This window comes from Pseudomonas sp. KUIN-1 (assembly GCF_009176725.1).
Taxonomy (GTDB): domain Bacteria; phylum Pseudomonadota; class Gammaproteobacteria; order Pseudomonadales; family Pseudomonadaceae; genus Aquipseudomonas; species Aquipseudomonas fragariae.
This window is the reverse complement of record NZ_AP020337.1, coordinates 4,486,316-4,497,979: the sequence shown is the minus strand read 5'-3', so window position 1 is coordinate 4,497,979 and position 11,664 is coordinate 4,486,316. Positions and strand designations below refer to the sequence as shown.

Sequence of the window (11,664 nt, the reverse complement as noted above, 5' to 3'; positions counted from 1 at the left end):
CTATCAGCAACACATTCACCAGGTTCCCAAAAGGAAGGCTTTGTGAGAATTAATAAAAAATGTACGTTCCTGCCAAGTATTGTAGGAAGTTTCTGCTGTAATTGTAGGAACGGTCTTTGGCTATCAGTCCACAAGGGTGAGCGCCATGCAAAGCAGTAAACGACTAAGTTATTGTGCTGGCTCTGAAAATTCGAATAGCGAAAAATGGACTGCCCATGAATAAAGTGCTGATCGTGGATGATCATCCCGTCATTCGCCTTGCTGTACGCATGCTGATGGAGCGTCATGGCTATGAGGTCATCGCGGAGACTGACAACGGTGTGGATGCGCTGCAACTGGCGCGTGAGCACCTCCCGGATATCGTCATTCTTGATATCGGTATCCCCAAGCTCGACGGGCTGGAGGTGATTGCCCGTCTGTCAGCCATGACGCTGCCATTCAAGGTGCTGATCCTGACCTCCCAGGCGCCAGGCCATTTCTCCATGCGCTGCATGCAGGCCGGGGCCGCCGGCTATGTCTGCAAACAGCAGGATCTGACCGAACTTCTCAGTGCCATCAAGGCGGTACTGTCAGGGTACAGCTACTTTCCCAACCAGGCATTGCACACCGTTCGCTCCAGTATGGGCAACGCGAGTGAGTCGGACATGGTCGACCGACTTTCCGGCAGGGAGATGATGGTTCTGCAGCAGTTGGCTCGAGGCAAGACCAACAAGGAAATTGCAGACGGCATGTTTCTGAGCAACAAGACCGTTAGCACCTATAAAACGCGTTTGTTGCTCAAGCTCAACGCGCATTCGCTGGTCGATCTGATCGAGCTCGCCCAGCGTAACGGGCTTGTCTGAGTAGGGATTGTCGAAAAGGGTTGTGGCTGATGCCTGGCCATGCAGGTCAGCCATTCAGTATTCATTTCCTGTATTGATCACGTATTGAAGCCTCTTCTGCGAGAGGCTTCAAATGTCTTGATCGAGCAGGGAGTCAATGCGGGATTTCAGGCCTGCCTAGAAATCGAAGTCGTAATCAGCCAACTGCTTCTGCAAACGCCGCTCTTCAAGCAGGTTGTCGATGGTGCGTCGTTTGCTCAGGTTGGTCTTCGCTGGCTCGACAGTCGCGGGTTCTGTGTCGTCCGTGTCGATGGAGACAAGGTCGTCGTCTACATCCAGTTGTTCGTTGTCATTGCTCATGAAGTCGACTCCAGGGCTTGGGCTCTCTGGCGCTTCTTATATCGACAATCCACAGGTCGGTAAAAAAGATTTTTTCAATCGCCAGGACAGCAATGAGCTGTCTGGCTCAATCGTCGGACGTTTTTGCCTTGTAATCGCACAGGTCTTCTATACGGCAACTGCCACATCGCGGTTTACGGGCCTGGCAAACATAGCGCCCGTGCAGAATCAGCCAGTGATGAGCGTCGAGCAGGTAGTTTTTCGGCACAAATTTCATCAGTTGCCTTTCCACCTCCACCACATTTTTCCCTGGCGCGATGCCTGTGCGGTTACTGACGCGGAAGATATGCGTGTCTACCGCCATCGCGATCTGGCGGAAAGCGGTGTTGAGCACAACGTTAGCGGTTTTGCGCCCGACGCCCGGCAACGCCTCGAGTGCTTCTCGGGTTTGCGGTACTTCACCGTTGTGCAGTTCCACCAGCATGCGGCAGGTTTCGATCACGTTTTTGGCTTTGCTGTTGTAGAGGCCGATGGTCTTGATGTACTCGGAAAGCCCCTCTACACCCAGTTCATAGATGGCCTGTGGGGTGTTGGCTATCGGGTAGAGCCTGGCAGTCGCCTTATTGACGCTTACGTCGGTGGCCTGGGCGGAAAGGATGACGGCTATCAACAGTTCGAAAGGCGTGGTGTAGGCCAATTCGGTTTTTGGGTCCGGATTGTCCTCATGCAGCCTGCGAAAGATTTCCTGGCGTTTTGCGGCATTCATGGGCGGAGCTTTTCCTCGGAATGAGCCTGTGCGGGGAGCGGTAGAAGCGCTGCAAGTGCCTGCTCGGCAGCTTCGTATTCGCGCTGCAATTCCACAAGCCTGGCGGCCTGCTCCGCAATGGGAGGGTGCCCAAATGCCTTGAGTGACTTGTTGAGCTGCGCGCGGCTCATGGCCAAGGCAATCCGGGCTTTTTTCACTGCTTCATCCGGACCGGCAGGCTTGTCGTTCCGGGCGAGGGCGGCGGCGGATCGAGGCAGCACGTCACGAGCGGATTCAACGCGCTGCGACCGCGCAAGGCGCTCTGCCAGCCGCGTTTGCTGCTCGCGGTGCAAGCGTGCATTTCGGGCTTCGAAACGCATCCGCGCATGGCTACGCTTGCGCTGCCGCGCCTCCTGCAGCTCGGGAGTAGGGGCCAGACCACCCACGACGGGCGTGACCGTTGCCAGTGGCAGCGGGTGCATTTCAATGCAATCCACCGGGCATGGAGCAATGCACAGATCACAGCCTGTGCATTCATTGATAATCACGGTGTGCATCAGCTTGGCTGCGCCGAGAATGGCGTCCACGGGGCAGGCCTGAATGCATTTGGTACAACCGATGCACTCTGCTTCGCGAATGAAGGCAACCTGCGCAGGTGCAGTGCCGCGTTGCAGGTCCAGTGTCAGGACCGGAACAGACAGCAGTTCGGCCAGCTGGACTATCGTTTCGTCGCCGCCCGGTGGGCATTTGTTGATGGCTTCACCGCCAGCGATACCTTCGGCGTAAGGCTTGCAGCCGGGATGGCCGCACTTGCCGCACTGAGTCTGCGGCAGGAGGGCGTCGATACTGCGGATGAGGTCCACGTCGGGAAGCAGGCGAATCAATTCAGTCATGGTCTTGCCAGGTGACCAACAGGTGTTCTGTCTATCGAGAGAGCAGCATTATCGGACAGATCAGGGAGCTTGCGAATGCGCAAAGGCCCGGTATCCGCCTGATGGCAGGATACCGGGCCTCGCGTCGTTTACTTGATGCGCTGGCCTGGCCTGGCGCCGCTGTCCGGGCTGAGCAGATAGATCTCCTCACCGCCGGGGCCTGCGGCCATCACCATGCCCTGCGAAATGCCGAAACGCATTTTTCGCGGCTTGAGGTTGGCGATCATCATGGTCAGACGGCCTTCGAGTTCGGACGGGTTCGGGTAGGCGCTCTTGATGCCGGAAAAGACATTGCGCTGCTCGTCGCCGATGTCCAGGGTCAGGCGCAGCAGTTTGTCGGCACCCTCTACATGTTCGGCCTTGAGAATCAGCGCGACGCGCAGGTCGATGGCGGCAAAGGCGTCAAAGTCGATTTCCGCCGACAGCGGGTCCTTGGCGAGTTCGCCATTACCGGCAGGCGCGGTGTCCGCCGACGAGTCGGTAGCGGTCAGGTCTTCCTTGGAGGCAGTGGCCATGGCCTCGACCTTGACCGGATCAATACGGGTCATCAGTGCCGAGAAAGGGTTGAGCTGATGATTGGCCAGCAGGGTCTTGTGGTCTTCCCAGGTCAGTGGTTCGACGTTGAGGAATTTTTCTGCATCGGCGGCCAGATTCGGCAGGACCGGCTTGAGGAAAATGACCAGTTGGCGGAACAGGTTGATGCCCAGCGCACAGACGGCCTGGACTTCATCCTGCCTGCCTTCCTGTTTGGCCAGCGCCCATGGCGCCTTTTCCGCGATATAGGCATTGGCACGGTCCGCCAGGGCCATGGTCTCGCGCATGGCGCGGGCGAAGTCACGGGCTTCGTAGGCGTCGGCGATGCTGGGTGCAGCCGTCAGAAACGCGTCGGTCAGTTCGGGCGCCGCATTGGCTTCGACCATCACACCGGCGTTGCCCTTGTGAATGAACCCGGCGCAACGGCTGGCGATGTTGACGACCTTGCCGATCAGGTCGGAGTTGACCTTTTGCACGAAGTCTTCGAGGTTCAGGTCCAGGTCGTCGACGCCACGGCCCAGCTTCGACGCGTAGTAATAGCGCAGGTACTCGGGCGGCAGGTGGTCGAGGTAGGTGCGCGCCTTGATAAAGGTGCCACGCGACTTCGACATCTTCTGACCATTGACGGTCAGGTAGCCGTGGACGTTGATGCCGGTCGGTGTGCGCAACTCAGCACCTTCCAGCATGGCTGGCCAGAACAGCGCATGGAAGTTGACGATGTCCTTGCCGATGAAGTGATAGAGCTCGGTGGTCGCGCCCTTTCCCCAGTAAGCATCGAAGTCCAGGTCCGGACGACGCGCGCACAGGTTCTTGAAGCTGGCCATGTAGCCGATCGGCGCATCGAGCCACACGTAAAAGTATTTGCCGGGCTCGTCGGGAATTTCAAAGCCGAAATAGGGCGCATCGCGGGAGATGTCCCACTGCTGCAGGCCGCTGTCCAGCCATTCGGCGATCTTGTTGGCAACGGCGTCCTGCAGGGTGCCACTGCGTGTCCAGCTCTTGAGCATGGCGTCGAATGCAGGAAGGTCGAAGAAGAAGTGCTTCGAGTCCTTGAGCACCGGCGTGGCCCCGGAAATCGCCGACTTGGGGTCTTTGAGGTCCGTCGGGGCATAGGTGGCGCCGCACTTTTCACAGTTGTCGCCGTACTGGTCCTCGGCCGCGCATTTCGGGCAGGTGCCCTTGATGAAACGGTCGGCCAGGAACATTTTCTTTTCCGGGTCGAAGTACTGGGTGACCGAGCGCGTCGCGATATGACCGGCATCGCGCAGACGCTTGTAGATCATGCTCGACAGCTCGCGGTTCTCGTCCGAGTGCGTCGAGTGGAAATTATCGAATTCCACCAGGAAGTCGGCAAAGTCGGCGCTGTGCTCGGCCTTGACGTTGGCGATCAGTTGCTCTGGCGTAATGCCTTCCTTTTCGGCGCGCAGCATGATTGCCGAGCCATGGGCGTCGTCCGCGCAGACATAAATGCATTGATTGCCGCGGTGCTTCTGAAAACGCACCCACATGTCGGTCTGGATGTACTCGAGCATGTGGCCAAGGTGAATGGAACCATTGGCATAGGGCAGGGCGCTGGTAACGAGAATCTTGCGTGGCTCGGACATGGGGCTCGGCTACTTGAAGTGAAACGGAGACCGGCCACTATAAAGGTCTGAACGATTTTTTTCACCCGTGCGGTTGTGGGAATGCTCCTGAAAGGCTGGGCGCAGTTCAGTGAAATCATGTGGGCTGCTGGCAGAACAGGTACGATAGTCGGCTGTTCCAGTCAGTCTTTTTACGGAGTAAGCCCATGAGCGCAGTCAATCGCGCAGCGGTGGAGACGATTCTTCGCCAGTACACCGACCCCTATCTGAATCAGGATCCGGTCACTGCCGGTTGCGTGCGGTCGATCGATATTCAGGGGGCGCAGGTCAGCGTGCAACTCGAATTGGGCTATGCCGCCGACCTGTTCAGGAACGGTTGGGCGCACCTGTTGAAAACTGCCATCGAGAATCTGGACGGTGTCAGTTCGGCCACGGTCGCCATCAGCAGCGTGATCAGCGCGCACAAGGCGCAGAGCCAGATTCCGGGGCTTGCCAATGTGAAAAACATTGTCGCCGTCGCGTCCGGCAAGGGCGGTGTCGGCAAGTCCACTACCGCCGCCAATCTGGCCTTGGCGCTGTCTCGCGAGGGCGCTCGCGTCGGAATCCTCGATGCCGATATCTACGGACCGAGCCAAGGGGTGATGTTCGGTATTCCCGAAGGTACGCGACCGAAGATCAAGGATCAGAAGTGGTTCGTGCCGGTCGAGGCGCATGGCATCGAGGTGATGTCGATGGCTTTTCTGACCGACGACAATACGCCGATGGTCTGGCGCGGGCCGATGGTTTCAGGGGCGTTGCTGCAACTGGTCACGCAGACTGCCTGGAATGATCTGGATTATCTGGTCATCGACATGCCGCCCGGCACCGGTGATATCCAGTTGACGCTCGCGCAGAAAGTCCCGGTCGCCGGTGCCGTAATTGTCACCACACCGCAGGATCTGGCTTTGCTGGATGCGAAAAAAGGTGTCGAGATGTTCCGCAAGGTCAACATTCCGGTGCTGGGCGTAGTGGAAAACATGGCGGTGCACATTTGCTCCAACTGCGGCCATGCCGAGCATCTGTTCGGTGAGGGTGGCGGCGCGAAGCTGGCGACGCAGTACGATGTCGAACTGCTGGCGTCACTGCCGCTGTCGATGCTGATTCGCGAGCAGGCAGATGGCGGCAAGCCTACGGCGATTGCCGAGCCGGAGAGTCAGATTGCGATGGTGTATCAGGAACTGGCACGCCACGTCGGTGCACGGATCGTGTTGCAGGAAGCTGCAAGTCCGGCCATGCCGACCATTTCGGTAAGCGACGACTGATTGCATGGCGGTGATCGGGCGGGGGAGGTGCTTCTCTCGTTCCGGTCAGCTGTGCAGGAGGTGCTCAAGCCGCGAGAGGTCAAAAGACGGACAATAAAAAACCCCGCTTTTAAGGGCGGGGTTTTTAAGCGAATCAGTACAAGTTAGATAACTTGAACTTCTTCAGCTTGCATGCCTTTCTGACCGCGGGTAGCGATGAAAGAAACCTGTTGGCCTTCTTTCAGGCTTTTGAAGCCGTCGGATTGGATAGCTTTGAAGTGCACGAACAGATCGTCACCGGATTGTGGAGTGATGAAGCCGAAGCCTTTTTCATCGTTGAACCACTTAACGGTACCAGTTTGGCGATTGGACATAGTAAATCTCCTTGGACAAAGTTAACTGCGGCGTAGGAAGAGCCCTGGCCGAGACTGAGTGCAAAGAGCTGGAAAATTCATGGAGATGGTTGGATCGAAATTCAACATCGTGTAGAGATTCTCAGTGACACAAGCAACACAGTGACGCCACCTTAACCCTTTTTTCCGAACGTGCCAATGGTCTGTTGATGATTATTTCCATTCGCGGCGAAACAGCCCGGCCGGTCACGCAAACTCGCGATCTGTTGCCTTTGAACCGTCGGCCTCAGCCCGGTAAGATGCCGGATATCTTTTTCACCTCGCTATTCAGGACACCGCCATGAGCATCAAATCGGACAAGTGGATTCGCCGCATGGCGCAGGAACACGGGATGATCGAGCCCTTCGTAGAGCGCCAGGTACGTGGCGAAGGTGCTGATCGGGTGATCTCTTTCGGGGTGTCCAGTTACGGCTACGACGTGCGTTGCGCCGACGAATTCAAGGTGTTCACCAACATCAATTCGGCCACGGTCGATCCGAAAAACTTCGATGAAAAAAGCTTCGTCGATATCAAGAGCGACGTATGCATCATCCCTCCCAACTCGTTCGCACTGGCGCGCACCGTCGAATATTTCCGCATTCCGCGTAACGTTCTGACCATCTGCCTGGGCAAGAGCACCTACGCGCGCTGCGGCATCATCGTCAATGTCACGCCGCTCGAGCCTGAGTGGGAAGGCCATGTGACGCTGGAGTTTTCCAACACCACGACACTGCCGGCCAAGATCTACGCCAACGAGGGTGTGGCGCAGATGCTGTTCCTGGAGTCCGATGAGGAGTGTGAAGTCTCCTACAAGGATCGGGGTGGCAAGTACCAGGGCCAGCGTGGCGTCACCCTGCCGCGTACCTGATTTGCGGTCCAGGTGACTAGTGGAATTGAATTAATACTCTATTTCGCACTCTATCTGCTCACATGCTTTCGCATAATTCATTACGTGCGACGGCCTTTGATCTGGAGTGCCCTATGAAGACTACTTTCAAAATCTCTGAACAGGTTCAATCTCCGCTTAACGAGATCGGGTTACTCGCCTGGTCATTGATGGCTCATTCCGATCTCAGCCCGGAGCTGAACATGGTCGGCGGCGGGATCCCGGGTGATCCAGGCCCCGACACGCCGTTCCCGGAGCCTACCGAGCCAGGCGGTCCTACTGTTCCTGACGAGCCGCCACCCGCACCTGTGGCCTGATCATCACCAAACTGCCTGCTGCGCTCGCGAGCGGCAGGCAGTTTTGTATGTGGCGACCGTTGCCGCTATGCCACTCGCCACACTGCATCACCGCCGGTCACATAGATCGTGCTGTCCGGTGCCGGGCGAATCTGAAAACCGCCGGTAAATTCACCGAAGGCCGGCAGCAGGCTGACGCGCTGGCCCAGGTAGAAGCACGCCAGCCGCAAGCTTTGCCGACCGCGACCGTTTAGCCGATACACCGGATGAACATGCCCGGCCAGTACATGCAGGTCAGGGTGCGCATCGGGCTCGTGCTGCAGGGCAAAGGGCCCAAGCGCCAAGGGCTCGGGAACCACATCGATGCCCAGGTAGGCAGGCGGGTCGCCGGCCCGCTTGTCGTGGTTGCCGCGGATGAGTGTGATGCGCAGTGTCGAGCGCTCTGCCCGCCATTGTTCCAGCGCTGCCAAGGTGCCGACTGCGTGAGACTCCGGCGCGTGCAGGAAATCGCCCAGAAAGATCAGATGATCGCAGGGATAGGCATTCAGAAGGCTGTCCAGGCGGCGCAGATTCGCCTGTGTAGTGCCGTGCGGCACCGGTTGGCCGAGCTTGCGATAGGCGGCCGCCTTGCCAAAGTGCGCGTCGGCAATCAGCAAGGATCGTTCGGCAGGGTAGTAGATGGCCTTGTCGGCCAGCAACCACAGTTCTTCTCCTGCCAGCGTGACAGCAAGATACGGCGTCATCGTTCAGGCTCCGGGCCAGCGGCTTTCTCCAGATCGCGAACCATGCGCGCGATGCGGTCGGCAAGTTTCTCCGAACTGAGGCTTTCGCGAAAGCGTTCGACCAGCAGTGGAAAGGCCAGCGGGGTCGCGCGTTTTATAGCGTGCAGGTCCAGCGTGCGGCTGTTGATCTGGCGCAACGTCAGCTCCAGGCGCTGCAGGTCCAGTTCCTGACGCAGGACCTCCTGTTCGGCCTGAGTCAGCAGCATGTTGTCAGCGTCGTATTGCTTGAACACCTCGAAAAACAGTCCGCTGGATGCCTGAAGCTGACGATTGCTCTTGGCCGCGCCAGGGTAGCCGGAAAACACCAACCCGGAGATACGCGCGATTTCCCGAAAGCGCCGCAGGGCCAGCTCGCCAGCGTTCAGGCTGGCGATGATATCGGGTAAAAGATCCGTTTCGCTGAACAGCTCGGCCTGCAACGTCTGCGACCAGTCGATCTCGCTGGCGCTGAGCAGCTCCAGCCCGTAGTCGTTGACGGCGATGGAAAAGGTCAGCGGCCGATGCCGGCTCAGGCGCCAGGCCAGCAGGCTGCCCAGCCCCAGGTGCACATGACGGCCGGCGAACGGGTAGAGGAATAGATGCCAGCCTTCGCGGGATTTGAGTGTCTCGGCCAGCAACGTGTCGCGTCTCGGCAGCCCTGACCAGTGCTGCTGCACTTCCAGCAGGGGTTTGATGGCGCGCATTTCCGGGCTGTTGAATTGGCCCCGCGCAGCGGCATCGAACTTCTCCACCACTGCATCTGCCAGTTCGCTGGACAGCGGCATCCGACCGCCATTCCAGCGTGGCACGGCGGCTTTCTTGCCGGTCGCGCGCTTGACGTAGGCCGTCATGTTTTCTACTCGAACCAATTCCAGTAAGCGTCCGCCGAACAGAAAGCCGTCACCGGGTTTGAGTCTGGCGATAAAGCCTTCCTCGACGCTGCCCAGAGAGCCACCACCGCCGCCTTTTTTCCAGTATTTCAGGTTGACGGTGGCCTCACTGACGATGGTCCCCACGCTCATGCGGTGGCGTCTGGCAAGACGCGCATCAGGGACCCGCCAGACGCCGTCCTCGTCGGGTTCGGCGCGGCGGTAATCGGGGTAGGCGGTCAGTGAGTGGCCGCCGTTGCGGACAAACGCCAGCGCCCATTGCCATTGCTCGTCGCTGAGGTCGTGGTAAGCCCAGGCGCTGCGTACTTCGCCCAGCAGTTCATCGGGCAGAAAACCACCGCCCAGGGCGATGCTGACCAGGTGCTGGACCAGCACGTCCAGCGGCTGGTGTGGTGACTCACGGGGCTCGATCATCCGAGCTTCGACGGCGTCATGTGCAGCAGCGGCTTCGACCAGTTCCAGGCTGTGGGTCGGCACCAGCGTCACGCGCGAAGGGCGACCCGGCGCGTGGCCCGAACGACCGGCGCGCTGCATCAGGCGCGCGACACCTTTGGGCGAGCCGATTTGCAACACGCGCTCGACCGGCAGAAAGTCCACGCCCAGGTCCAGGCTGGAGGTGCATACCACGGCCTTGAGTGCGCCTTCTTTCAACGCGCGTTCGACCCAGTCGCGTACCTCTCGGGCCAGCGATCCATGGTGCAGGGCAATCAGCCCGGCCCAGTCGGGGCGGGCCTCCAGTAGCGCCTGATACCATATTTCCGACTGCGCCCGGGTGTTGGTGAACACCAGACAGCTCGCGCTGCTTTCCACCTCGGCGACGACCTGCGGCAACATGCGCAAGCCCATGTGCCCGGCCCACGGGAAGCGTTCGATGGAAGACGGCAACAGCGTATCGACCTGCAAGTCCTTGACGATCTTGCCTTGCACGGTCACGCCGCCGTCGCCGATCAGCACCTGCTGCGCGTGTTGCTGATTACCCAGCGTCGCGGAAATGCCCCACACGATCAGCTGTGGATTCCAGCGCCTCAGGCGGGCAAGGGCCAGTTGCAACTGCACGCCACGCTTGTTGCCGATCAGCTCGTGCCATTCGTCCACCACCACCATCTTCAGCGTCGACAAGGCGACCTGAGCGTCGGCACGGGTCAGCAGCAGCGTCAGGCTTTCAGGGGTGGTGATCAAGGCCGAGGGCAGCCGCCGGCTCTGCCGGGCGCGTTCACTGCCGCTGGTATCGCCGGTGCGCAAGCCGACCGACCAGGGGATATCCAGTTCGGCCAGTGGTGCCTCAAGGGCCCGGGCGGTATCGGCGGCCAGGGCGCGCATGGGCGTTATCCACAGGACACTCAGCGGTTCAGCAGGCGGTTTGCGTTTGCGGGGTTTGTTGTCAGCGGTGAGCGTATTGGCTTTGGCGAAGCGGTTGAGCGCGGCGAACCACACGGCGTAGGTCTTGCCCGAGCCGGTGCTGGCATGCAGCAAACCGGACTCGCCATTCTTCACCGCTGCCCAGACCTCTTTCTGAAACGCAAAGGGCTTCCAGCCCCGGGCGAGAAACCATCGTCGAGCGAAATCGGTGGGTCTGCTCATCCGTCTGAGTGTGCTCTGAGTGGCGTTAAGTCAGAGACAGCAGAGAAAGGGTAATAGTTTAAATGGTTATGTGGCTGATCGTTCCTGGATTGACTATCGTGCCGATGCTCCGCGGCGGCATGCCGTTCCGGACGCTCTGCGTCCTCTTGATGACGCGGAGCGTCATGAAATGCGTTCCCACGCTGGAGCTTGAGGAACGATAGTCGTCAGGGGTAACACCATGACTATCGTGCCGATGCTCCGCGTCGGCATGCCGTTCCGGACGTTCCGCGTCCTCTTGATGACGCGGAGCGTCACGAAGTGCATTCCCACGCTGGAGCGTGAGGAACGATAGTCGTCAGGGATAACACCATCGTGCCGATGCTCTGCGTCGGCATGCCGTTCTGGACGCTCTGCGTCCTCTTGATGACGCAGAGCGTCATGAAATGCGTTCCCACGCTGGAGCGTGAGGAACGATAGTCGTCAGGAATAACACCATCGTGCCGATGCTCTGCGTCGGCATGCCGTTCTGGACGCTCTGCGTCCTCTTGATGACGCGGAGCGTCACGAAGTGCGTTCCCACGCTGGAGCGTGAGGAACGATAGTCGTCAGGGATAACACCATCGTGCCGATGCTCCGCGTCGG

The 11,664-nt window shown here is 59.2% G+C and carries 11 protein-coding genes; 4 read left to right on the top strand and 7 right to left on the bottom strand.

Going from position 1 to position 11,664, the window contains the following annotated elements:
* Positions 1-215 precede the first annotated feature (215 nt).
* Complete coding sequence (locus KUIN1_RS20165) at positions 216-842, top strand: response regulator transcription factor (protein WP_002554843.1); 627 nt, start codon at positions 216-218, stop codon at positions 840-842.
* A 156-nt stretch (positions 843-998) separates the two neighbouring features.
* Here KUIN1_RS20165 and KUIN1_RS20160 read toward each other — a convergent pair whose 3' ends face one another.
* The 4 genes from KUIN1_RS20160 to metG all read right to left on the bottom strand — a co-directional run bounded on the left by KUIN1_RS20160 (position 999) and on the right by metG (position 4,975).
* The gene (locus KUIN1_RS20160; RefSeq protein WP_011268720.1) at positions 999-1,181 is read right to left on the bottom strand and encodes a PA3496 family putative envelope integrity protein; all 183 of its coding nucleotides are present in this window, start codon (positions 1,179-1,181) and stop codon (positions 999-1,001) included.
* A 106-nt stretch (positions 1,182-1,287) separates the two neighbouring features.
* Entirely contained in the window at positions 1,288-1,926 is a 639-nt protein-coding gene (gene nth, locus KUIN1_RS20155; RefSeq protein WP_003405450.1) for an endonuclease III, read from the bottom strand.
* Positions 1,923-2,798 carry an electron transport complex subunit RsxB gene (gene rsxB, locus KUIN1_RS20150; protein ID WP_011268719.1) on the bottom strand — a complete coding sequence of 292 codons (876 nt, stop codon included), beginning with the start codon at positions 2,796-2,798 and terminating at the stop codon, positions 1,923-1,925. The genes nth and rsxB overlap by 4 nt, the downstream gene beginning before the upstream one ends.
* A 128-nt stretch (positions 2,799-2,926) precedes the next feature.
* On the bottom strand, positions 2,927-4,975 hold the full coding sequence (gene metG / locus KUIN1_RS20145) for a methionine--tRNA ligase (RefSeq protein WP_011268718.1): 2,049 nt from the start codon (positions 4,973-4,975) through the stop codon (positions 2,927-2,929).
* Between the two features lie 185 nt (positions 4,976-5,160).
* Between metG and apbC the strand changes: the two genes are divergently transcribed.
* On the top strand, positions 5,161-6,255 hold the full coding sequence (gene apbC / locus KUIN1_RS20140; RefSeq protein WP_152092229.1) for an iron-sulfur cluster carrier protein ApbC: 1,095 nt from the start codon (positions 5,161-5,163) through the stop codon (positions 6,253-6,255).
* A gap of 143 nt (positions 6,256-6,398) precedes the next feature.
* Here the strand turns inward: apbC and KUIN1_RS20135 are convergent, their stop codons facing one another.
* On the bottom strand, positions 6,399-6,608 hold the full coding sequence (locus KUIN1_RS20135) for a cold-shock protein (protein WP_002554837.1): 210 nt from the start codon (positions 6,606-6,608) through the stop codon (positions 6,399-6,401).
* Between the two features lie 319 nt (positions 6,609-6,927).
* On the opposite strand from KUIN1_RS20135, the gene dcd reads away from it, so the two are divergent.
* Both dcd and KUIN1_RS20125 read left to right on the top strand, forming a co-directional pair.
* Positions 6,928-7,494, top strand: coding sequence for a dCTP deaminase (dcd, locus tag KUIN1_RS20130; RefSeq protein ID WP_002554836.1), 567 nt, complete (start codon positions 6,928-6,930; stop codon positions 7,492-7,494).
* A gap of 113 nt (positions 7,495-7,607) precedes the next feature.
* Complete coding sequence (locus KUIN1_RS20125; protein ID WP_003405455.1) at positions 7,608-7,829, top strand: hypothetical protein; 222 nt, start codon at positions 7,608-7,610, stop codon at positions 7,827-7,829.
* Positions 7,830-7,894: 65 nt separating this feature from the next.
* On the opposite strand, the gene pdeM is transcribed toward KUIN1_RS20125, so the two are convergent.
* Entirely contained in the window at positions 7,895-8,551 is a 657-nt protein-coding gene (gene pdeM, locus KUIN1_RS20120) for a ligase-associated DNA damage response endonuclease PdeM (protein ID WP_011268716.1), read from the bottom strand.
* Positions 8,548-11,040 (bottom strand): ligase-associated DNA damage response DEXH box helicase, encoded by a 2,493-nt coding sequence (locus KUIN1_RS20115; protein WP_011268715.1) that lies wholly within the window; start codon positions 11,038-11,040, stop codon positions 8,548-8,550. Before KUIN1_RS20115 ends, pdeM begins: the two co-directional genes overlap by 4 nt.
* Between the last annotated feature and the right edge of the window lie 624 nt (positions 11,041-11,664).